This window comes from Colwellia sp. E2M01, from assembly GCF_018860585.1.
Taxonomy (GTDB): domain Bacteria; phylum Pseudomonadota; class Gammaproteobacteria; order Enterobacterales; family Alteromonadaceae; genus Colwellia.
Genome location: NZ_JAHKPR010000078.1, coordinates 4,371 through 28,490, shown reverse-complemented (window position 1 = coordinate 28,490; position 24,120 = coordinate 4,371). Strand labels below are relative to the sequence as shown.

19 protein-coding genes are annotated in these 24,120 nt (G+C 35.4%); 4 read left to right on the top strand and 15 right to left on the bottom strand.

What is annotated here, in order from left to right:
• Nucleotides 1-275: 275 nt before the first annotated feature.
• From KO502_RS15230 to pgi, 3 genes are all read right to left on the bottom strand, one after another.
• Nucleotides 276-1,805 carry a tryptophan halogenase family protein gene (locus KO502_RS15230; protein ID WP_216023428.1) on the bottom strand — a complete coding sequence of 510 codons (1,530 nt, stop codon included), beginning with the start codon at nt 1,803-1,805 and terminating at the stop codon, nt 276-278.
• Nucleotides 1,806-2,013: 208 nt separating this feature from the next.
• Nucleotides 2,014-4,638: a TonB-dependent receptor gene (locus tag KO502_RS15225; RefSeq protein ID WP_216023427.1), complete on the bottom strand. Its 2,625-nt coding sequence runs from the start codon at nt 4,636-4,638 to the stop codon at nt 2,014-2,016.
• Nucleotides 4,639-5,209: 571 nt separating this feature from the next.
• A complete protein-coding gene (gene pgi, locus KO502_RS15220; protein WP_216023426.1) occupies nt 5,210-6,850 on the bottom strand; it encodes a glucose-6-phosphate isomerase in 1,641 nt (546 codons plus the stop codon).
• A 255-nt stretch (nt 6,851-7,105) separates the two neighbouring features.
• On the opposite strand from pgi, the gene KO502_RS15215 reads away from it, so the two are divergent.
• Entirely contained in the window at nt 7,106-8,140 is a 1,035-nt protein-coding gene (locus KO502_RS15215; RefSeq protein WP_216023425.1) for a LacI family DNA-binding transcriptional regulator, read from the top strand.
• A gap of 93 nt (nt 8,141-8,233) precedes the next feature.
• Here the strand turns inward: KO502_RS15215 and KO502_RS15210 are convergent, their stop codons facing one another.
• The 4 genes from KO502_RS15210 to KO502_RS15195 form a co-directional block, all read right to left on the bottom strand.
• Nucleotides 8,234-8,389, bottom strand: a complete 156-nt coding sequence (locus KO502_RS15210; RefSeq protein WP_216023424.1) for a hypothetical protein — start codon at nt 8,387-8,389, stop codon at nt 8,234-8,236.
• A gap of 229 nt (nt 8,390-8,618) precedes the next feature.
• Nucleotides 8,619-8,969: a ribonuclease E inhibitor RraB gene (gene rraB / locus KO502_RS15205; RefSeq protein ID WP_216023423.1), complete on the bottom strand. Its 351-nt coding sequence runs from the start codon at nt 8,967-8,969 to the stop codon at nt 8,619-8,621.
• Nucleotides 8,970-9,290: 321 nt separating this feature from the next.
• Nucleotides 9,291-10,061 carry a response regulator transcription factor gene (locus tag KO502_RS15200; RefSeq protein WP_216023422.1) on the bottom strand — a complete coding sequence of 257 codons (771 nt, stop codon included), beginning with the start codon at nt 10,059-10,061 and terminating at the stop codon, nt 9,291-9,293.
• Nucleotides 10,062-10,279: 218 nt separating this feature from the next.
• The gene (locus KO502_RS15195; RefSeq protein ID WP_252730793.1) at nt 10,280-10,834 is read right to left on the bottom strand and encodes a YcxB family protein; all 555 of its coding nucleotides are present in this window, start codon (nt 10,832-10,834) and stop codon (nt 10,280-10,282) included.
• A gap of 568 nt (nt 10,835-11,402) precedes the next feature.
• Here KO502_RS15195 and nagB point away from each other — a divergent pair.
• Nucleotides 11,403-12,209 (top strand): glucosamine-6-phosphate deaminase, encoded by an 807-nt coding sequence (nagB, locus tag KO502_RS15190; protein ID WP_216023421.1) that lies wholly within the window; start codon nt 11,403-11,405, stop codon nt 12,207-12,209.
• A 150-nt stretch (nt 12,210-12,359) separates the two neighbouring features.
• Here nagB and panP read toward each other — a convergent pair whose 3' ends face one another.
• The 6 genes from panP to KO502_RS15160 form a co-directional block, all read right to left on the bottom strand.
• A complete protein-coding gene (gene panP, locus KO502_RS15185) occupies nt 12,360-13,994 on the bottom strand; it encodes a pyridoxal-dependent aspartate 1-decarboxylase PanP (protein WP_216023420.1) in 1,635 nt (544 codons plus the stop codon).
• Between the two features lie 183 nt (nt 13,995-14,177).
• The gene (locus KO502_RS15180) at nt 14,178-14,912 is read right to left on the bottom strand and encodes an SAM-dependent methyltransferase (RefSeq protein ID WP_216023419.1); all 735 of its coding nucleotides are present in this window, start codon (nt 14,910-14,912) and stop codon (nt 14,178-14,180) included.
• A 1-nt stretch (nt 14,913) separates the two neighbouring features.
• Entirely contained in the window at nt 14,914-15,678 is a 765-nt protein-coding gene (locus KO502_RS15175; RefSeq protein ID WP_216023418.1) for an ABC transporter permease, read from the bottom strand.
• The gene (locus KO502_RS15170; RefSeq protein WP_216023417.1) at nt 15,679-16,665 is read right to left on the bottom strand and encodes an ABC transporter ATP-binding protein; all 987 of its coding nucleotides are present in this window, start codon (nt 16,663-16,665) and stop codon (nt 15,679-15,681) included.
• A 534-nt stretch (nt 16,666-17,199) separates the two neighbouring features.
• The gene (locus KO502_RS15165; RefSeq protein ID WP_216023416.1) at nt 17,200-17,502 is read right to left on the bottom strand and encodes a hypothetical protein; all 303 of its coding nucleotides are present in this window, start codon (nt 17,500-17,502) and stop codon (nt 17,200-17,202) included.
• 83 nt (nt 17,503-17,585) lie between these two features.
• On the bottom strand, nt 17,586-17,966 hold the full coding sequence (locus tag KO502_RS15160) for a hypothetical protein (RefSeq protein WP_216023415.1): 381 nt from the start codon (nt 17,964-17,966) through the stop codon (nt 17,586-17,588).
• A 482-nt stretch (nt 17,967-18,448) separates the two neighbouring features.
• Between KO502_RS15160 and KO502_RS15155 the strand changes: the two genes are divergently transcribed.
• Nucleotides 18,449-18,661 carry a hypothetical protein gene (locus KO502_RS15155; RefSeq protein ID WP_216023414.1) on the top strand — a complete coding sequence of 71 codons (213 nt, stop codon included), beginning with the start codon at nt 18,449-18,451 and terminating at the stop codon, nt 18,659-18,661.
• A 2-nt stretch (nt 18,662-18,663) separates the two neighbouring features.
• Here KO502_RS15155 and KO502_RS15150 read toward each other — a convergent pair whose 3' ends face one another.
• Nucleotides 18,664-21,546 carry a protein kinase gene (locus KO502_RS15150; RefSeq protein ID WP_216023413.1) on the bottom strand — a complete coding sequence of 961 codons (2,883 nt, stop codon included), beginning with the start codon at nt 21,544-21,546 and terminating at the stop codon, nt 18,664-18,666.
• The gene (locus tag KO502_RS15145; protein WP_216023412.1) at nt 21,539-22,552 is read right to left on the bottom strand and encodes an FHA domain-containing protein; all 1,014 of its coding nucleotides are present in this window, start codon (nt 22,550-22,552) and stop codon (nt 21,539-21,541) included. The genes KO502_RS15150 and KO502_RS15145 overlap by 8 nt, the downstream gene beginning before the upstream one ends.
• 329 nt (nt 22,553-22,881) lie before the next feature.
• Here KO502_RS15145 and KO502_RS15140 point away from each other — a divergent pair, with 329 nt between their 5' ends.
• Nucleotides 22,882-23,751 (top strand): 1-acyl-sn-glycerol-3-phosphate acyltransferase, encoded by an 870-nt coding sequence (locus KO502_RS15140; protein WP_216023411.1) that lies wholly within the window; start codon nt 22,882-22,884, stop codon nt 23,749-23,751.
• Nucleotides 23,752-24,120: the final 369 nt, after the last annotated feature.

Genomic DNA, 24,120 nt, shown 5'->3' with positions numbered 1-24,120 from the left:
GCATTGATTGAAGAAAATGGTTATTCAGGAGAATAAGCTCCTGCATTCTCTTAGTAAGCTACATCCATGTAGCGTCCTTGTCAAAATCAATAACGCAGCATGTAAACCTTTTAAATTCGCCCTTTGGGAGCTTGCTCGATGCACACTAACATCGTTAAATTTATTTGATTTAGAATGACTAGACCTAAACAAATTCGCCTTGTTATTGCACATCGAGCATAGCTCTGAGTTAGGAAGAAATTTAATCAAATTGGTATAAGTATAAAGCGTTATTTTTAAACGCCCTGCAACCCATATTTTTTAATTTTATTAAGTAACTCTCTGTGATTAGGTAAGCGTTGATTAAGTTGTTCTGCTATAGACTGCGCATAGGTAAAATGTTCTTCTGCTTTTTTATAATAATTAGCAGTTAACACTGGCAAGTCTGTTTTGTAATTCATTCCGTAAAGTAGATATAAGTAATTATCGTAATCAAATACCTCAAACTTAGTAAAAAAATCTTCTTTTTGTGGGCTAAATTGCTGCCATAAATCTAAACGTGCTGTTAACGTATCTGAAATCGTATCTTTCTTTTTGTTGTCTAACCAAAACTGTGAGTCTTCTCGGTCTGAAAGGCTGTAATGTAATTTAACAAAATCAATAACACGCTCCCAAGCATAACCCATCACATGGTTAAATCGCTTCTCTAATAGCGGTATGTTCTCAGCTGATTTAGGAAAACGGTCAGCTAAAAAACTTGCCGCGAAATCAGTTAACAAAATAGATGTCGCTTCTAGGGGCTCTAAAAAACCTTGTGCTAAACCTAGTGAAACACAGTTTTTATGCCAAAATTTTTCTCTATGCCCCACTTTCATAGGTATTTTACGGTATGTTAGTTTAAACGGATTTCCCTCGAGATAGTGATCAAGCTTACGCTTTGCTTCTTCATCCGACATATGATTATCTGAATAGACAAAGCCAACACCTCTTCGGTTAGTTAATGCTATATCCCATATCCAACCAGCTTGATGAGCAGTAGCAAGAGTGTAAGGTGGAATTTCATCATCCTCTTGGGTAGGAACTTGAACAACGAGTGCTGAATTAACTAATAACTCTGTCGTTTTTTCAACAAAAGGAACTTTGAGCGCTTTACCTAAAAGTACTGACTCAAAACCAGTACAGTCAATATAAAAATCATATTCAAGCTTACCAAGTTCTTTAGTCATTAATGCTTCGATTGAGCCATTATCAGTCAGTAAAACATCCGTTACCGTAGCTTTTACATGCTCGACAGAAAATTTATTTATAGCATTTTCAGCTAACAATTTAGCAAATTTTGCTGCATTTAAATGATAGGCATACCCTAATGTACCTTCGTATTCTGGAGTGGTGATCGATTTGGGCGCCTTGTTGTGCTCGCAAGCGCTATGCTGCACTGAAACCATATCACCATACATTTTACCCTTATTATGATTTAACCAATAAGCGGTAAGATCTTCGCCAAACTTACTCGGCATGTCGAATAAGTGATGGAAGAAGTTATTTTCGCCATGTTCTTTTTTGTCCATCCAATTAACAAATTTAATTGATTGCTTAAAGGTAACATCACAGGTACGAATAAATTCAGTTTCACTAATGCCAAAACTTGATAATGTTTTTCTTATTTGAGGAACAGTACCTTCGCCAACACCAATAGGTGGAATATCAGGAGACTCAATTAATGAAACGGTTACCTCATCATTATAGCTAAGGGCTTTACCTAAGTGGTTCGCGGCTAACCAACCTGCCGTTCCCCCACCAACAATAACAACTTTTTTTATCGTCATACTATCCTCGTAAACCTTTATGATTTTATTGGTAGATATCAATTATCTCATTGAAATAAATACTGTAAAACACATAAATATTTAATGATAATTACTAATCTATTGACGCTTTTCAAGCTGTTCTTCGATTAATAAATAGCATATATCTTAAAATAAAAAACCCAGCAAAAGCTGGGTTTTCATCAATAAAACACGTTAATTAAGGTGTTTAGAAACGTACCGCTACGCCCATTTTAAATGTAGCTTCGCCTTCAAAACTAAATGCTGGGTATTGCTCCTTAAATTCAGGATTAACATTTATGTTATCTGCTGATGCAACACCAACTTGAACACTATCTTCTTCTAAAATATTTACAGCTTCAAATGTCACATCTAAATATTCCGTAGCAGACCAGGTAGCACTAAAGTCTAATGTTCCATATGCTTGATGCTCACGGTTACCATAGAAACCTGGTAATTCACGAATCATATATTCTGAACGCCAGTTATAAGCTAAACGAGCCGAGTAATCGTCATTCTCATAAAAACCTACTGTATTTATAGTGTGCTCTGAAGAATCAGAGAATACACCAATTTCATCAGGGTAGTTTTCAGATGGAGAACTTGCATCAGCGTATGTGTAGTTAACAGAGTAACCAAGGCCACTATCAAATGAATCTTGAAGTTGTAACTCTATACCTGTAATACTTCCGCCTTCAGCATTGTATTTAGTACTCTTAGTCCAACAGTCTGTTACAGCTGTACCACATTTACTTCCACCCGCTGCAATCAAGTCATTATCATCAATTCCAATTTGTTGATTTAGCACTTGAGTCGTTGATATAAATGAGCTTACGTCTTTATAGAATAAAGTTGCGCTAGCCATACCACTCTCAGTAAAGTACCACTCTACACCTAAATCAGCTTGAAATGCTTTAAATGGTTCTAAACCAACTTTACCTGTACTTACTACTTCATTACCTGGAGTACCATCATTATAACCCGCTAAAGATGAAGATGAGAACATATCTGTATAGTTAGGACGAGACATAACTTGCGCTGCAGAAGTACGGATAATTAAATCATCTGATAAATCAAACGCAATATTCACACTAGGCAGTACTTCAGAATAACTTGATGTATCAGTTGATAAGGTATCACCATATACACCATTCGCGTCTAGCGCGTAATAATCTGATGAAGCATCAGTTGAAACATAGCGAATACCAAAGTTACCGCGGTAGTTATCACCTGAAAAATCAGCCATTACATATAATGCAGTATTTTCTTCTTCTACTGTACCATAACCAGCTTTATCAATTTCTTTACCTGTAACAAACGACTGTGCATCAGCTATCATGGCGTCTAGATTTGGTTTAGGTAATACATAGCCCGCACCTGAAGTTATTGTACCTGAGTAAAATGCAGATGCATCTTGTGCAACAATATCTTCATCTATAAAGTTATATGTTTCCTGTTTAACGCTATGGTCTGCATAACGAATACCTGTTTTTATCTTAGTTACAATACCTAAATCTACAGGAATTTCTAAGTCTAGATTTAAATATGTCTCTTCATCAGAATTAGGTTGAGTTTTAGTTGCCCAAGCTGCTGAGGCTAAATCGCCTTGAAAGTCACTTGCATCAAATACTTTATTAGCAACGTCGATTGTAATAATGTCGCCTGTTGCATCGTAAGTACCTGCGTAATCAGCTGGAACACCTAACCATGTACCGTAGTTTGCAGTAAGCTCTGTACCACCTTCAGATTTTGTATTACCTACACGGCCTGAAAATGTAAAACTGTCTGTTTCATATTTCCAGTCGAAGTCAACAGTATCAGAAGTCATACCTGTTTTACGAGCCCAAGTTTGTGCCCAACCTGAGTTAGCACCTGTGCCAGGACGAGTATAAAAGGTACATGTACCTGTAGCATCGGTTTGATCACAAGCTGCAGCTTTATCATCAGGGAACATCGTAAATAAAGAAGTATTAGCGTTGTTCGCTTCTAAATCTAAAGACATTACACTTAAACCAAACTCTAATTCATCTGTTGGTGCATATTGTACAGCTAAATTTAATGCAGTACGGTTACGGTCTTGCTCGAATGTACTTGGAGCAATATCCCCCCAACCAACTAAAGATTCAATACCATTACGTTGATATTGCTTATCAGAAATAGAAGCGGCAACTAAAACACCAAAGTTTTCATCTTCATTTTTCCAACTGTATAAGCCAGAAAATTCAGGGTTAACTTCTTCCGAGATTGTACCGTAATCAGCTTTTACACTAGCAAAAATAGTATTTGCATCAAGGTCTAATGGTTTACGTGTTTTAACAATAACCGTACCACCGATACCACCTTCAACAATATCTGCTTGTGAAGATTTATACACTTCAATACCGCCAACCAATTCAGGCGGTAATAATGTGTAGTTAAAACTACGGTCAATTGACTGTTGGTCGTACCAACCGGTAGAAGCTACAGCATGACCATTTAATAAAGTACGTGTTAATTGTGATGATGCACCACGAATAGATACTTGTTGACCTTGACCAAATTGACGGTTAACAGCAAGACCAGGGATACGCGATAAAGACTCACCAACATCGCCGTCTGGAAATTTACCTACATCTTCTGCAGATACAACATCAACTGTTGCATTAGAAAAACGCTTACCGTTCAATGACGCTTTAATCGAACCGCGCATACCGGTTACTTGGATAGTTTCAACATCTTGCTCTGCTAATGTTGCAGCAGCTTCTTCAGCTGCTATCGCTTGAGATGAAGTACTTGCTAAGATCATTGCAATTGAACTTGCTAGTACGCCTCTTGTAAATGTTTTAGTTGACACAGACTTCCCCTTTATTCGTTTGGTTTTTGTCAGAGCATTCAAACTCTAACTTATAAAATAATAATTCGGCTTTACTGCAGTGTAGTTACATTTAAATAACCTTACCGCCGCAACATGATGACAGCGCTGTCATAACAATATGACAACGCTGTCATGAAGTTGAATTAACCTTAACGTTTATTTTGTAGTTTGACCAGAATAAAATAACAAAAAATAACATTTTACAGGTGAAAAAAACTTAAGCATATGTAAACAAAGGAAATTAAAAGTTCATTTTTTTTATACTTTATTTGCTTTTGCTCAACTTTTTATCAATTTCGGCAGGATTTTAAGGTATAAATATTTATTTAAATTGCTTCATATTAAAATTAATAGCTATTTTATTTATTAAATTATCTGTAAATTTTATCCTTAAAATTATTGCACTAACGTTCAAATTATAGAAGGATAAACAAAAAAAGAGTTAACAGTTTTCACTGTTAACTCTTCTGATTTGAGCTATTAAATTAATACGTAGTTAAATATTACATAAGGTAATGCTTTGCTATGTATTAATCTTTACTTTAAACGCTTATTTAGCTGCTTGGTAAAACTTTAATAGGCTCGCTGTTGAACAGTCATGCTGCTCTGAAATGCTGTCCGTTTCTAACTCTTTTTGAATTTCAGCGGCAAGGCCCTTACCTAACTCTACACCCCACTGATCAAACGAACATATCTGTAACAGTATCCCTTGCACAAAAATTTTGTGTTCGTAAGCAGCAATTAAACTGCCTAGGTTTCTTGGATCAATGCGTTTAAGCAATATGGTATTGGTTGGCCTATTACCCTTGTGTACTTTATGAGGAGCTATTTTATCAATGTCTTCTGCGTTTAGGCCTCTGAATTTTAAATCAGCTCTTACTTGTTCTTCGTTAACACCTGCCATTAATGCTTGAGTTTGCGCAAAGAAGTTTGACATTAAGGTTTCATGATGACCCTTAACCGGAGTAACACTTTTTACCGAGCCAATAAAGTCAGCAGGTACAACATTGTTACTTTGATGCAAATATTGATAAAAAGCATGTTGACCATTAATGCCTAACTCACCCCAAATTGATGGTACTGTAGCGTATTCAACCTCATCACCTTCCCAGCTAACTGACTTACCATTACTTTCCATTTCAGCTTGCTGCAAGTAAGCAGTCAACATATGTAATGTTTGATCGTAAGGTAAAATAGCTTGTGATTGTGAGCCTAAGAAAGTGGTATTCCATACACTTAACATGGCTAATACAACAGGAACGTTGTCTTTTAAAGGCGCTGTTTTAAAATGCTCATCCATATCGTGAGCACCACTTAATAACTCTTTAAATTTATCGAAGCCAAGATCGAGCGCAATAGCAAGACCGATAGCCGACCATAAAGAGAAACGACCACCAACCCAGTCCCACATATCAAAGATGTTTTCTTCTTCAATACCAAAGCTCATCGCTTTTTCTTTATTAGCAGTTACCGCAACAAAATGTTTAGCAACGGCTTTCTCATCAAAAGACGAACTTGTTAACCAATTAATCGCGGTACGCGCATTGGTCATGGTTTCTGTAGTTGTAAACGTTTTACTTGAAACAATAAAAAGTACTTTTTCAGGGTCTAGTGGGCGAAGCTCTTCTGCAATTTGGGCGCCATCAACATTTGACACATAATGCACGTTTACACTGCCGTCACTGTAATGCTTTAATGCTTCCGTCACCATTTGTGGGCCAAGATTTGAGCCACCAACACCAATGTTAACTATATCGGTAATACGTTTACCTGAATAACCTAACCAATGTCCTTGGCGTACTTTATCAACAAAAACTTCCATTTCAGCTAATTGATTTTGTACTTCTTCGGTAACATTTACACCATCAACAATTAGCGGTTCTAAACTCTCTCGGCGTAATGCTGTATGTAAAACTGCGCGATCTTCTGTTTTATTGATTTTTTCACCAGCAAACATTTTAGCTCGCCAATCACACACTTCAGTCTCTTCTGCTAACGCTAATAAAGCCGTCATCGTTTCACTATCAATTAAGTTTTTAGAATAATCGAGTAGCATATTAGGTAACTCAATAGAAAACTTATTAAAGCGTTCGCTGTCTTGGGCAAACAAGTTATTCATGTGCTGAGATTTTTTGTCTTGGGCAAGTTGCTGAAGTTTTTTCCAGCTAGCTAGTGTTTGACGGGATGACATACTAATTCCTAGAAGGTGATGTAGATACAATTATTTGATTTATCATAATGATAGATAAGCCTTTAGACTTACTTTTCATTATGACATGTAAAAATATCGTGATACCGTATAAAAAAATGACAGCGCTGTCAATCTCTTATATACTATATAATAATGTAAATGTATCAATATTACTACCTTCAGGTATGCTATTAACCCTATGTTCTTTAGTATACACAGTTGATACTTAATAATAAAAATCAAGGTTATTTGTAAATGAAAGCAACGATAAATGATGTAGCAAAAGAAGCAGGCGTATCAATAAAAACAGTTTCACGCGTTATGAATAATGAAGCATCGGTTCGACAACTAACTCGAGATAAAGTACAAGCGGTAGTTGAGCGACTTAATTATCGCCCTAACCTAGCGGCTCGTAACTTAGCTGGAACAAAATCCTATTCAGTTGCTTATATTTACGATAACCCTAATGCTTATTATATTATTGATATGCAAAAAGGCATTTTATCCGCTTGTAAACAACAAGGCTTTGAGTTACTTATTCATCCTTGTGACTCTAAAAATGAAGATATTACGCAAGAAGTGATTAATATGATTAAGCAATCCCGGATTGCTGGATTAGTATTAACACCACCACTGTCTGAAATGCCTGAGTTTGTTAAATCGTTATTAGCGCTTGATGTAAAGATTGTACGCATAATGTCTGGTGATGTAGCCCCAGACGATCTTTGCCCTTGTGTGATGGTGAATGATAGAGACGCAGCACAAACGATTACCCAACACCTTATTGATTTAGGTCATAGAGATATTGCTTTTATCGCTGGTGACGCTCAACATATGTCAACAATTGAGCGCTATAAAGGTTATAGGAAAGCATTAAAAGAAAGCAATATTGCTTTTGATAAGTCACTACTTATTGAAGGTGAATATTCATTTGATTCAGGAGTTAGTGGAGCCAATCAGTTATTGTCTGCAGACAATAAAGACACAAGGCCGACAGCTATTTTTTCTTGTAATGATGAAATTGCCGCTGGGGCACTTTTTGCTGCGAGGCTGATGGGAGTTGCTATTCCTGATAGTCTTTCTATTGTGGGATTTGAAAACAGTCCATTCTCTCGACAAACATGGCCTAAATTAACCACAGCTGATCAACCTAATGATCAGATTGCTGAAGACGCAACTAATATTTTATTAGGGCTAGTTCGTAAACAGAAAAACCCTGTAACCGTAAGTCAATACGTGCCTGAGTTGATCGTTAGAGATTCAAGTGCCAAACACTTAAGTCAGCCTTAGTAAGCCTTAGCAATATATGAGGTCTGCAACTGACTTATAAAAAAGTGACTTATCGCTAATTTATAGGTGACGTATAGATAATGGATAAAGACATTATTTAGCGTCAAAAGACTCCTCTATCTTTTTTATTTTATTTAGGTGGTTTAGATGTGCCTTTCTAGCAGCAATAACAAAAATACTCACGACCACAACAATCGAGATTAATAACACACCATATTCTTCAAATTTTAAGTTTGTTAGCCATTCCATGACAATATCCTTATTTAAATCCTTCGTTGTTAACGCCTCAGCTATTAACCCACTGGTTTACCAGTTAGGACTATAGTTATATCTGTGTTTAGGCTCTCTGTCAATGCCATTTAATATGACTATTCAACAAGACTAGTGTTCAACAGTAACAAGTTTGCGTCCTTTATTACTGTTTACACATTCTATTTTACTGGTTTAAATAAAGCATTTCACATACGACTAAGCTTTATTACTCTTCGAAATAAGTACCCCAACCATCATAGTCAACACCACATTTTTTTGCTAACTCAAACATTTCTTGAGTTTCTTTTTTAATCACAGTCACGTCCAGCATTTGCTCGGTAACAATATCAAAAGCAAAAACTTTATCACCATTTTCTAATTCAGCTTCTTCTGGCTCTTCAATTTCTAAGCCTAATTTAAACGCTGCAATTGCTGATTTTTCTAATAAGTCAAAATCACTACTTGCAAAATGATGCTCTATCGTATGATAAACTTCTTCATTAGTACCATCTTCAAGTAACTCTGTTACTAGCATATCCGTATGGTCAAACCATTGTTGTAACTCTTCATCAATCATAATTTTTACCTATTGTGTTATTAACCGCTGCGTTCATTATATCAGTGTTTATTCCGCAGCCCTTGTACTCTGGCAGCATTAAAATTAATAACCCTGAAAATTATGTCGAGTATACAGAAAAACACTCATTAACCTCAACTTTGTTTAATCAATAACAGGTCTATTGCAAGTCAATTTAACGATTAAAGTAAAGAAGATAGCTACAAGAAACTGAAATCAGGTTGTTTATTATGCAAGCTATAGCTACCTATATTAGAAGGCTTTATCGATAAAAAAAGCGAAAGGCATCACCTTTCGCTTTTTATTCTCATATACTTAACGTTAAGCACTAATATGATTAAACATATAACCTTGACCCCAAACTGTCTCAATTTGGCTATCTTTCATACCTGCTCCGGTCAGTTTTTCACGTAACTGTGACATTCTCACATCAAGAGTACGCTCAACACCATTATATGAGCGCCTTAATAAGGTGTTATATAGCTCTTCACGCGATAATATATTACCTTGATGTTCAACTAACGATTTTAATAAATTAAACTCAAAAGTTGTTAATTTAACCCCTTGACCATTAATAAAGCACTTTTGTGACTTAGGTTGTAAACATACATCACCCATAGTTAAACTGGCCAAGTCAACTTGATTAACCGCCTTACTTTGGCGACGTAACAAACCATCAATACGCATCATTAAAATTTGGCTATCTAGTGGTTTTACAAGGTAATCATCAACACCAAACTTTAAAGCGGTTATTTGCTCTTCTTCGCTCTTTTTGTCTGATACGATAAATAATATACCATCATACAAATGACGAATATCATTGATAACAGTCAAGTCTTCACTATCACAAAAGCCTATATCTAACACAATCATATCTGGTCTATGTTCATCTAAATAGTTTGCTAATTCAGCTTTAAGTGACTCACTCTTAGTTACCTTTGTAGTTTGGTAAAGCGCATTAATGTCATTAACTAAAAAGGCCTGACTAAGATAGCCGCTATCTTCAATTAGTAATAGCTTTTGCTTTGTTTTTTCATTCTTTTTAGTTTCAATTGTTAGACTATTTTGAACAAGATTTAAGCTTGATCCCATGACAGACTCCTTAATTTCAAACAAGTAATAAATAACTTTATTTTTGATAATAAAATTATAAAACCGAAGTAACTAAGAGACTGTAAGGTGTTGTTATGAAAGTGTAACAAGTTGCAATCGGCGCTAATGCAACTCGTTTTATTAATTAATCAATAGGTTTTGTTAAAGGGTTCAAGTCATGAGCTTTAGTTTTTAAATTAGTTTTTAACTATTTTTTATTAGTTAAGGTTTGCAGCTTTCGTTAAAATAAAAGCAGTTGTTTCATCCGACAAACAGCTTTTAGAAATATAGCTTTTGCTCATCATATCTTTACCTGTAAGGCTTTTACCTAAACTAAATTGAATAAGTAAACCAAATTCTGTTTCAGTAATAAGTGTTACATCTGTCCATAATATACGATTATTATTATGAAATGATTCAGTTAAAATACCCTGCTCATCAATGGTTAGCGTTACTTCACTACCTGACGCTTTACTCATCATTTGTCTCATAACCCACCAAGGTTTGTGGTAATACACACTCACCGTTTCTAATATACCAAGAGCGATAACAAACCATGCAGCGTACGGGTTAACGGGCGTAGCTAATAATATAAACAAACCAAAAACCGTTAAAATATTCGCTTTAAAATACGTTTTTTTATCATGCGATAAGGTGCTAGATTGTGTGTAACATTCAGTGTAATGCGCTTTATCTAAAATAAAACGAGTAGAAAATGAATTAGGTTGAGTCATTAGATTACCAGTACTACCGTGATTTAATACCAATACCATAAAGTAGCCTACCTATGTCATTACAGGTATAAAGCTTTAAAAGAAAAAAATTCCTTAAAAAACACATTGATTATAAAAAACAATGCGTTAATTTAATCATTCACTCAGCAGGAATAATTCTATTGTCTATGAAATCGGTTTAGCTAAAAGTTAGCAGTAGTTTACCAGAATAGTAATAAAAACGAGCGTTTATTATCAACTTTCAAAGCGACTTTTCACTAACTATTTTATATCTGCTGGCTACCCCTTTTATACAAATAACTAAATATTTACCTCTAAATTATTTAGTTGATTGAATTAACATCACGTCTTCAATTTTAGGTATTTTTGAATTTCTATGATTAGGAACGATTCGCTAAAATTAAAAACAGGCAACAATAACAATTGACAGCGCTGTCATTTATTATTAAGGTAACACTCAACTTTATGAGAAAACTATATTGACCAGTGTTATTTATACAATGATATTAGTTTGTTGATGTATTTAGGTAACACTAGGAGCCATTAAAATAATGGCTTTGGTATGACAATATGCTTTTATTGGTTCGAATTTTTCTAAGGAAAAAGTATGCAAGTTATTATTTTTGATAATGCACAAGACGTTGCTGAAAGCGCTGCTGAATGGGTTGCTGAACTCGTTAATAAAAAGCCTAACCCTGTACTAGGTTTAGCAACAGGTAGTACCCCAATTAGTCTATACAGCGCATTAGTTAATAAGTATAAAGCCGATCAAATTAGTTTTAAACAAACAACTACATTCAACTTAGATGAATATTTAGGTATTGAGGAAACGAATAAGCAAAGTTATCGTCACTTTATGAATGAAAACTTATTTGATCATGTTGATATTGACAAAGATAAAACATTTTTACCAACCTGTAATCAAGGCGAAAACCCAAGAAAACAAGGGTTAGCTTATGAAGATAAAATTGCAGATGCTGGTGGTATCGACTTACAGATTTTAGGTATTGGTGCAAATGGCCACATCGGATTTAACGAGCCTACCTCAAGTTTAGCCTCTCGCACCCGTATTAAAACACTTTCTCAGCAAACCCTTAATGATAATAGTCGTTTGTTTGCAGCCGATGAATTTCAACCTACATTAGCGATGACCATGGGTATTGCGACTATTTTAGATGCTCGCTACGTATTACTTATGGCTACTGGTAAAAATAAAGCAAAAGCAGTAAAAGATATGGTTAGTGGTGCATTATCAGCAGCTTGTCCGGCTTCTGCTCTACAGCAGCATGAGAATGCCGTGATATTACTTGATAAAGAAGCCGCCAGCGAATTAGAAGATCAAGAATATTACGTTTGGGCTAATATGCAAAACCAGAAGGTTAATAAAGAGTTTGGCCTTTACCATAATTATTAAATGTAGCGTTAAATCACCTAAGCTCAATTGATAAATTTCAATAGGTAAGATAGGTAAGTAAAGGGGGCTTTATTTACCTCTAAAAAAGGCTCAAGTTAATTATAATTTAACTTGAGCCTTTTCATTTACGATAAACACTAAGATGACTAATTACAATGTTGCGGCTTGTAGTAAATCAGGTAAAAAATGTTCACTTTCAAGCGCTAATAGTGATTGCTCGTGCAATATGTTTTGTAATATTTCTTTTGTGGTTAACGGGTTAGCGAGCACAACTCTAAAAACTATGACTTTTTCACCGCCATAACGGCTTACTTCAATTCGCGTTCTAGACACAAAAGAACGTCCGTCTTCACGTTGTCTTTTTTGAATATACTTAGTTAGTTTACCTAATAACAAGTTAAGCGACTTATTTGCTTCGTTATCATTACGTGCTAACAAGGCTTGTACTGACTTTGGTGCATAACGATAAGTTAATAAACATAACTCAGGACGAGTAATTAATTCAAAATCTGGGTGTTGATCAATAATATCAGCAAAGTACTCAGCTTTTTCAATCGCTTGGTCAATAAGCATTTCATAACCTTTACGGCTAATAATATGCAAACTTGCATAAACTAACATAGCCATCCCCGGACGTGAGCCTTCTAACGTATGGCTACCTAAATCTTTAGAGCCTTTACGTAAGATATATTCTGCATGATGCTCAATCGCACTTACCGAGGCAGGGTCTTTAAAAATAACTAAACCAGCGCCCATAGGTACATACATTTGTTTATGCGCGTCAATAGTGACTGAGTCGGCTTGTTCTATACCTTTTAATAGAAGACGGTATTTATTCGATAATAATGTAGCTCCGCCCCAAGCAGCATCAACATGAAAATTACACTGATATTGTCGTGCAATATCAGCCATACTTTCTAATGGATCCACATTACCCGTTTCCGTAGTACCTGCCACGCCAATTATCGACAACACTTTAATATTTTGTTGAGCAAGTTCATGGCATTTAGCTGCAAGTTTTTGACAATCTATTTTATTGTGTTTATCGGTTGGTATGGCAATAACATTATCTTGCCCTATTCCTAATACATCAGCAGACTTTTTCAATGAGTAATGACCACGTTCAGACACTAAAATGGCTAAATCTTTATAGCCATAATGCTGCATAGCACGATGTAACCCTTCACGAGATACCCCTTTAAAGTCACCATCAGCTTTTAGTAGTTTATTGCGCGCCACCCACAAAGCGGTAATGTTAGCGACAGTTCCACCTGAGCAAAAAGCCCCTAAAGAGTGTTGTGCGCTATGCATCCAATTTTGATAAAAACTTTCATTTTGTTGATACACTAAATTATGCATCATACCAAGCACTTGACGTTCAAGTGGAGTAAAGGCTTTTGAAGTTTCAACCTTTACTAAATTTTGGTTTAAGCCAACCATCAACTTAGACAGGGGTAAAATAAAAGAGGGTAATGCTGAGGTCATATGACCAATAAAACTAGGGCTTGATGTATGAACTGATTGGGCAACTAACTTATCAAGTAAATGACGCATGTGATCTGAAACAAATTCAGGCTGCTCAGGAATACGTGCATCGATAAAGTCTTGTTCTATATCTGTTAAGGCATTTTTACTGGCCACGATATGGTTATTTAAAAAGCCAACCAAATTCTGTGACATTTCTTGCTCAAGGCGACCTAGAGTAGAATCAGGCGCTTCTGCGACAGTAAAAATTCGATGTAAAGACTCTTGTGACGCATCAGCAATACGCTTCGTTGCACTCATAGTTGTTCACTTAACTGTTTATTGTGTTTCGGTGACTCAATGAAACCATTGATAGTCTTTAGCTTAAGCATGGTATATTGAAAACACAAAATTATATTTATTGTTTTTCAACAGAAACGAAAAAACGCACTTTAATAAAAAAAGCGTCAAAAGTCCCGTAATTTATCTTTAAAGTCTATAAAATTATCTATTTTTAAGGGTAAGTTGCCAACATTCTTGTCCACTAGCTTGAAACTTTGCTTCAAATGGCGTTAAAGCTTCTGCGCTATTCACTATAGGTACTATCGTAATGTCACCTTGCAAATTAACGTGCTCTGCCGCTTGTTTAAATTCAGCTAGATATATAAACCAATTACTACGTAATATTAATTGCTCACCAATACTGGTCATTTGTGGAAATACCGCACTACCGTGCCAACGGCGCTGTAAGTGCTTAGATTTAGGCCAAGGATTAGGGTATAAAATATAATGCTTAGTCACAGGCCAGCCAGCCGCCTTAACCAGTCGGTAAAAGTCATTTAAATCAGCACGTACTAATTGATAGTTATCTGCTGTAAAGCCGTCATCAATGGCAAAACCTTCAACATTTCGAGTTAAACGATGATCTGATTTATCTACGCCAATAACAAGTGCATTTGGGTTATGTTTAGCTAAAAGCCTTGTGCTTTGACCAACACCACAACACGCATCTAAAATAATTTCACCTTGTGGATTACTAGCTAAAAAATCATTAACTAGTGCATCCATTTCCGCAAATGCTTCTTGCGTATGCGCTTGATAAGGCTTTTGAAATGGATGTGATAAATGCTTAATGACCACTTCATCAAGCTTTTCGTGAATGCCTTCTTGATTACTAATAATAGCTTTCGAATCCCCCAGAGGTAATGAAGCTTCTGCAGAACTTATAGTAGTTTTCATCTTAACTTCTTAACCCCGTACCTTTCGCAATAAGCACCATCGCAATAGTAAATAACGTAACAATAAAAAAGCTCATCACGGCAAATGCTGTCACTAAACTAATATCAGAGATCCCTAAAAACCCATACCTAAACGCATTTACCATATAAACAATAGGATTCACTTGCGAAACATCTTGCCAAAATTCAGGTAATAAACTGATTGAATAGAATACCCCGCCAAGATAAGTCAACGGTGTTAAAACGAAAGTGGGGATAATTGAAATATCATCGAAGGTTCCTGCAAAAATAGCGTTAATTAAACCTGCTAATGAAAAAGTTGCCGATGTTAAAATTACCGTTGCAAGCACTATCCAAATATTATGTAACTGTATATCAACAAAAAATAATGAGACTAAAGTTACAATCAAACCAACTAAAATACCACGGGCCATACCGCCGCCAACATAACCTGCAACAATAACCCAATTCGGAACAGGGGCGACCAACATTTCTTCAACGTTTCGTTGCCATTTAGCACTAAAAAAAGAGCCCGCTACATTAGCATAAGAATTAGTAATAATACTCATCATAATAAGACCAGGCACAATAAAAGACATGTAATCAAAGCCGTTCATATCACCAATTCGTGAGCCGATGAGTGAGCCAAAAATCACAAAATATAAGCTAATAGTTATGGCTGGTGGTACCAAGGTTTGTATCCAAATTCGCATAAAACGCTGAACTTCTTTGGTAATAATACTTTTTAACGCAATAGAGTTATTCATTTAAAGAGTTTCCTCGGTAACTGTGGTTTGCTTAGCTTGAGCTTTAGCCGCATTTGTTTTTTTATCAATCAAGGTCACAAATAAAGCTTCTAAGCGATTACTTTTATTACGCATACTCTCAACATATATACTTGCTGCAGTTAATTGCTCAAATACCTGATTAATGTTTTGCGATTTATTTAAATCCACTTCTAAAGTGTGTTCATTGACAACACGGTAGGCAATATCTGTTGAATTTTTAGCGACTTGCTCAAGACTGGTTAATGTAGCCCCTTCCTTAATATCAAAAACAAAAGTTTCAATATCTAACTGTGCTAATAATTTTTTCATACTGGTGTTTTCAACAATTTCACCGCCATCAATAATGGCAATATTACGACACAAATTCTCTGCTTCTTCTAAGTAATGTGTGGTTAAAATAATAGTAATACCTTGCTCATTTAATTCTCGTAGAAATCCCCACATGGTGCGGCGAACTTCAATATCTACACCTGCAGTTGGCTCATCGAGTATCAACATTTTTGGTTCGTGCATTAACGCACGGGCAATCATTAAACGACGTTTCATACCACCCGAAAGCGTTCGAGCCGGAGCATTACGTTTATCCCACAATTCTAATTGTTTTAAGTATTTTTCAGCACGGACTTTAGCAACTGTTTTAGTAACGCCGTAATAGCCCGCTTGATTCACCAAAATATGCATCAAAGGCTCAAACTGGCTAAAATTAAATTCTTGTGGAACCAAACCAATGTAACTTTTGGCTTTTTCTAAATCAGTATCAATATCATGCCCAAACACTTTTACCTGACCTGATGTTTTATTCACCAGTGATGTGATTACACCAATAGAAGTCGATTTACCTGCACCGTTAGGGCCCAATAAGGCAAAAAAGTCGCCTTGATTTACGGTTAAATTAATACCTTTTAATGCTTGAAAGCCACCTTTATAGGTTTTTTCTAATGCGCTGATTTCTAGTGCGTATGTCATATTCGCTGCCAATTAAAGTGAGGGTGGGATACAAACATGGAGTTTAACAAATTATTTTCAATGGCGCTGCGTTGATCTTTTTAATTATTGCAGTAATTTGCAGATATAACGCTAATACAAGCTTTAGTGACTCGGAAAATAATTAATACCAATTTGATTTAGAGTGACTAGACCTAAACAAATTCGCNNGCACATCGAACATAGCTCTGAGTTGGGAAGAAATTTAATCAGATTGGTATAATTATTATTTCCATGAATTAGGAGGAACAACAGGTAAACAATGCAAATTGTTTTATGAAAAAAAAGGCAACTAATGAAGGGGCTCATTAGTTACCGTGAATTATGATAATAACTCTAAAGTAGGAGTTAGTTATTACTAACTTGTACGTTTTTCGATAGTATCTTTGAGCAGTAAACGATTGTTAATATTTACTATTCGATAAATTTTATTTTTGAATTGACTAACTTTAAGGATAAACCTTAGAGAAGTAACTGACATTAATCTATATAAACATGACACTTATAACGTAATGCTCATTTAAATTTGAACGTGAATCTGCTTTTACGTTTAGTTGCTGCGGCTTGTACTTTAGCATTATTCTCTGTTTGCTTTACTTGTATCGGGAGCTCTTTTTCTTCATTTTGTTCTTGAGTTAAGTTGCTTAATAATTTAATAAAATTCTGCGCATCTTTTAAACTAACAAAACGACCGATAACATCATCAGCGGGATCAACCACCTCATAGGAAGTTCTAATAACAGTATTTTTTTTATCTAGTACCTCAACATGAATTAAATGAAAGCCTAAAACACTTTCTAACTCTTTTCTCTTTTGCATGTATGACTCCGAGCGCAAAAAAGGGTAAACATAAACTACCCAGATAAACTCCTTCTTAATTTATTGCACAACTTTAAAAATAATTAATTTTTGATGAATGAGTTAACACCATCTTTATAACCGATGGCAAAAGCTTGATGGATACTTTTATAACGACCTTGTGCATTAGGTAGGGCATCACCTAGCTGATCAATATCCAAACTAATAAACTCTTGTAATAGCGCACCTTGTTTAAATCCAGAGTTATAAGCACATTGGCAACACTTGTGCGCGCCCTTAATGTGCATTTGATGTTCATCTACATCAGCTAAGGTACTTTCATCTATTAGTCTTAGATGTTCTTTATTACATGGCATGGTAATACTTTTGCTAAATTGTTCTGTGCCCTGCTGTTTAATAATATTTTGGCTATCTGAAACAGTATCTGTCATTACATTTACGTCACGTGATAACACTGCATTCATGTTTACGTCTCCTTGCTTTTATTGTGCCAAACTTAAGGCGTCAAGCCAATATAACCCTCTAATTTCTAACCTCTAGACACTATTTCATAGAAATCAACAAAATAACATTACAGACCATTACAAGTAGACTGACATTTAGCCTATGGAGCTTTTTTTCTTAGCTTACCTAAAAGAAATGACGTGTTATTACAGTCATTAAATTATTTAAAGTGGGCATAGAAAAAACTTTTTTAATAAAAATAAAAACAATAAAAATTGGTTAAACAACTACTTAGTTAATCTGAAACTCATATAAAACAAGACATTTATACAATAAACAAACAAGCCGTAATTATCCGTCATGGTTTGAAGTTATTTCGATCTATAAATTTGTGTTCAGGTTTAGAGCACAACAACACAACAGCGGCTCCAACCAACAAATACATACATGAAATTTATTTTAAAGAATTAACTTAACAACTTTTACTTAATAGGAATATATAATGAACTCATACCTTAAAGCTGCATCAATCGCCCTTACCTTAGCTACTAGTGCTTATTTACCAAGTGCAATGGCAGCGCCAGCTGAAGTTAAGAATACTGAAAATGCTGTAGAGTTAATTAATGCAGAACAAGATAGTTCAGTTTATGGTGGTATTAGTAAAGGTGGTCTAATGCGCTTTGGTGGTATTAGTAAAGGTGGGTTGATGCGCTAGAGTCAAAGTTCACAACGCGCCGAGTTATGACTAATCATTAGAAGTAAAAAGTCGCTGTTATCACAAAGGTTATCAAACCACGGAAGGTTAAACCAAACAATACCTATATTCATTTTCAACGAAGCTTTAATATAATAAATTGCAGAAGATTTTTCATTTAATAAGCTGTAAACAATTGCAGAACTATATGCTACCTCTCCACTCTCAGGAAAAAGGCTTTGCGCTTTATCTAAAGCTGCGATAGCTAAATCAGCTTGATTTAAATGTCCGTACGCTTGTGCTAAATAAATAAGATATTTAACATCATTTGCAGTACTTAAAATATCAATAACCTCTTGGTAATGGACTGTTGCAGCTTGTTCATTTCCTATAATCATTTCTATATCCGCTAAATTTAACAAATTAATAGGATGCATTGATGATTTACTTAAAGCTTTGTGTGCAAAATCCAATGACTTTAAATATTGCTTGTCCAAACTATAAGCAAAACTTAAATTAGTTAAATCATTAATATTTACTCCAACCTTATTCTCAATTATTTTCTCATATGCTTCTATCGTTAAATCAATTTTCCCTTGTAGTAACCAAATATTAGCCTGTAAACGAATAGCTCTGTAATTATTGGGCGTAACATCTAGCATCTTGTTTAATATTCTTTCAGCTTGTTGTAGGTCTCCTAATTCCCAATAACTTAACACTAAATTATAAAGCAATGCAGTATTAGGCCTCAGTGTAAGAGCTTCTTCAAATGAGTTTACAGCTTTTTGGAACTGTCCTTTTGAAAAAAATAAAATAGCTTCAAGTTCAGTTAAAGTAAAATTACTTGCTCCTCTATTTCTAGCTTCTTCTATTTGTAACTCAGCAGCATCGAAATTCTTCTGATTAAATGCTAACCAAAAACTATCTATCGCGTGATAAAGACTGTAACGATATTCAGGAGGCGATTTTTGTAAAACTAACTCAAGGCGTTTAAGGTGTGTATCTTCTCGGGTATCAACATATAAGTTTGAGGCTGTTTCACTATATAACGCATAAGCAGCATATAAATAAGGAGAACGTATAAGTAAGGTTTCTAATTGCGTTAAGCTCTCTTCATTATAATCACCATGGCCTTTGATCTGATTGTAAAGTGCTAAATAAGCACGGTAATCTTCTTCTTTAATAGGCCGATGTACTAAAGCGGTATCATTAACCTCGGTATAATCAGGAAAGATAGAGGCAAACTGTGCTTGGCTTGAGCTAAAAATAGCATTAAATTTATCTACGGGTGCTAGCCAATTTCTTTCCGCTTTCACTGTTAATTGCCCTGTATGAGTATTTTTTTCATTGGCGACTAAACGTGAAAAATTAACGTTACAGCGATTATTATCGCAGGCAAGTTCCGTGGTAATAATATCGCTTGCGCCAACAGCCTGTTTAAGTTTCTTTAAATCATTTGGGTATTCTTTGCTGATAGCATTCACTTCTCGCTGTGAGATCAAATACATATCTTTTGTATTTATAACCGCTTGTCGTAGTGCATCTTCGACAGCAGATAGAACTAATTCTTGTTGCATCATCGCCATTTCTTCACTATCAACAAATACGGGTTTTAAAACAACAACTTGTATAGGTGGTACGCTTTTTGGGATGAACCTAAACCAAGAGATGGCAGCTACGATAATAATAAAGAAAAAACTTAATAAACTTTTCAATCCATGTTTTTTGAACCACTTTGGCGTAACATTATTACTTAACTTACCTTGATGATTTGCAAGGCTAACTTGATACGCTTGTGTGCTTGGATATTCTTCTACACCATCGTTGGGTAAAATATAACTATAAGCTTGAGTCGTTGACGCTCGCATCAAACTATTTTGTGAGTAGCTTTGCTCAACTAGTTCGTTTGCATTTAAACCTGCAGAATGAGTTAGCGAATTGTCGGCTGATAACGGCATGGTTTCTTGCTCGTTTATCTCAGCTTGTAAAAGCGCGGTTCGAATATGCTTAATTCTATTTTCTATTGCACTTGCTGAAAGTGTTCTTTGCTCAAGTGGCTGAATTAACATTTCCATTAATAAGTCAGTTAATGCACTAGGTGCATTCAACATCAAGTTTTTAGCATGTTCAGGTTGTTGTTTGCAGATCCGCTCTGCAATGTCAGTGGCTGATCCTCGTCCAAAAGGGTGACTACCAACCATCAACTGATAGGCAATAATACCAAACGAAAAAATATCACTACGATAATCGAGCTGCTGTTGTTGAATTTGCTCTGGCGACATAAACAGCAAACTACCAAAGAGCAATGAAGCGGGTTTGTTATTAGTAGAAGGTTCTTTATTCGCTGAAGGCTCTTTACTAGCTGAGTTGGCTAAAGACTCTGCCGATAGCGATTTGGCACTTTCATTGTCGTTATTGCTAATTAAACCAATACCGAAGTCGCTAATTTTCAGCTGTCCTTGCTCATTAACCAAAATATTGGTCGGTTTCAAATCGCAGTGAATAACATCATTTTTATGAGCGGCAGAAAGTCCTGCTGCAAGTTGTTGTAGCAAGTCTAATTTTTGTACTAAAGTGCTGTGCGACTCATGTTGAAATTGAGTTAACGTTTTACTTTGAAAATATTCCATAACCAAGGAGATGTGATCGCCTTCATCATGAACATTATAAATTTGAATAATATTAGTATGGTTAACACGGGCTAATAATCGTGCTTCATGTAACGCTTGGCTTGCTTGCGAAGCGTTATTTCCTGAATTAACTGAAGCAGTGTTAGGGCTTTGATAAGTTAATTCTTTAATGGCAACTTGGCGTTGTAATTGGTTGTCTTGAGCTAGGTAAACTTTACCCATGCCTCCTTCGCCTAATAGGCGTATTCGGGTATAATGAGGTAAGTTATTATCCATGTAATACGGTGAGAGATACTTTATCCTGACCGCGATTAACGATCAGCTCACTACCTTTATAAATACGATAGGAAACCCCAGCAAAACGAATTTTTTTGCCTTTTCGTTCAATTAATTCATCACCATCACACGCACCATCTAGCACATCTCTAAATTGTTGCTTTGCTCGACAGACATGGGTGTTGAATAAGGTAATATCACACCCCAACTCTTTCACAAGAATTTCAGGTAAACGCCAACCTTGGTTGTCTGCGTCTATACCTAATTGTGCATCTTCATCGCGGTGCCTTGCTAAACTCAAGGTTAAATAATGATGTGCTTTATTCGATAAGGAGAATTTTTCATCGTCAGTGGTAATAGTTAGTTCGGTATTTTCTTCATCTAAGCTTAAATTAAAACGATATTTAATTTGCTCAACAGATAATTTAGGTTTTGCCATTAACACTGTATTTTCGGTTAATGGGATCAATTTTAATTGCCACTTTTGATTATTAAAAAAGAGTAAGTCTGCATTTTCTACTGGATAAGCACTCCCATCGGTATCAACCAAAAATTCTTTGTACCATTGATCTTTACTTGGCACATAAAACAAGGCAATTTCAGGTTTTTCGTCTGAGGGTAATAAATTACCGTCAGAAAGTAGAATGGGTGATACAGGAGTTTGCATGCCTATTTGTTCAACAGGCAGCAACATATTTTGCGGTGGACTTAAATCTTCTATAACAAAGCCATGGCTTTCACCCGAGGCAAAAAATATTTGATCGCCAACAGTCAACTTAAAAGCACTATCTTTAACTAATTTTTGCTTATTTACCCATGTGCCATTATTACTAATATCACGAATAAACCATTGATTATTAGACCACTCAACCACAGCATGTATACGAGATACTTCTTGCGCATTAATTACAGTATCAACATTAGTCGGTGAGCGACCAAAACAATGACAAGCATTTAAATAGCTCAATGCTTGGTTTTTATCGTTAAGATTTAAAATAGCAGCCATATGATTAATATAAATACGTTGAATTATTACAGTGAGCACAATGCATAAGTGTGTTAATTGTATATAAATACAAGTAATTCTTCTAGTTAAAAAAAGTACTTCGAGATGATTATGCTAAGTATAACGTTGCGCTATAACACATTGACCTGAGTATTTAAATTTTTCAAATGCTATTATCAATGCAAGACCAACATATTACACGCACAAATAAATAAACTACTTCTTCACTCTGAGCACTAACAACCCATATTTTTGTTTTCAAATTCCATCAATATTTTTAATGTTTTCCTGCTACACTTACGCAATATTTATAGTTACCTATTTTTCCTATGACCAAGAAAACACTCTATATAAGAGAGAAAACCATTTTTGATGGTATTTTTACTAAGTACTTCCTTAAATTTATTTTTACATTATGGTTTAAATTGGCTGGCTGGAAACTGCATAAAATAGCACCTGAAGGTGCTGGAGTGGCAATTGCTGCACCACATACTTCAAACTGGGATTTTATTTACGCTCTTGGTGCTGCAATTTTACAAGACGTAAAAATATACTTTTCTGTAAAAGAAAGTTTATGTCGAGTGCCGCTACTTGGTGCTTGGATGATGTATCTCGGCGCTATTCCTATTAATCGAACCTCTCAAGGGCTTGGCCAAGTACAATTAATAAAACAGTTTATTGAAAGCCAAAAACTAAACCGTGTATTTTTCCTGTTTACTCCTGAAGGAACACGCGGAGCAGTCACTAAGTGGCGAACGGGGTTTTACCATGTTGCGCAAGAATGTAACTTACCTATTTTTTTAGCTAAAGTTGATTACGCAATTAAAGAAGCGGGTGTTTTTCATACTTTTAGAGTTACTCAAGATAAAAATCGTGATATTGAAGAAATACAAGCTGCCTACAGCAGTGTGCAAGGTAAACACTTAAAAGACCAATACCCTTCATTTTCGGGAGCTCTACCTAAAATATCTACAACTGAAAAACAAATAATTAAAATATTGTATTATTGCAAAGGGTTTACCACGGCTTCCGAAATAGCTAACAAAGCAAATTTAACAATAATTGAGCAGACTATGTTCGATTATTTAATCAATGTTGGATTATTAGAACAAGAGAAGACAGATAATTATGTAAAGGCAAGTTATCAGCTAACTCTCGCTGGCCGTGGTTGTTTTTTGCATTTATCGCCGAATGCATAAACAACCTGAATATTGGTTAGATACAGACTTAAAGTTCAAGTTATCCGTTATTGTATGTTGACAGATAGGTTCATACTATAGACCCGTTTGGGCAGACTGGAATATTTGCTTGTAAAAATGTTTTTTTGGAATTTTCAGGTATTGCTACCCTCAAATACCTTATGACTTCAGATAGCCAACTGCGGACATTAGCTTTTGTAAATTCAGGAACATATTTAGGGCTATATTAGCCAAGGTTTACGCTGGTTTTGATTAGATTTTGGTGTCCGTTTTATCGAGGGATGATCATTTTCCGTTTGAAGTTCTTGTTAGTTGCTTTTTATAGGTCATATACTTATACCAATTTGATTAAGTTCTTTCCCACTCAGC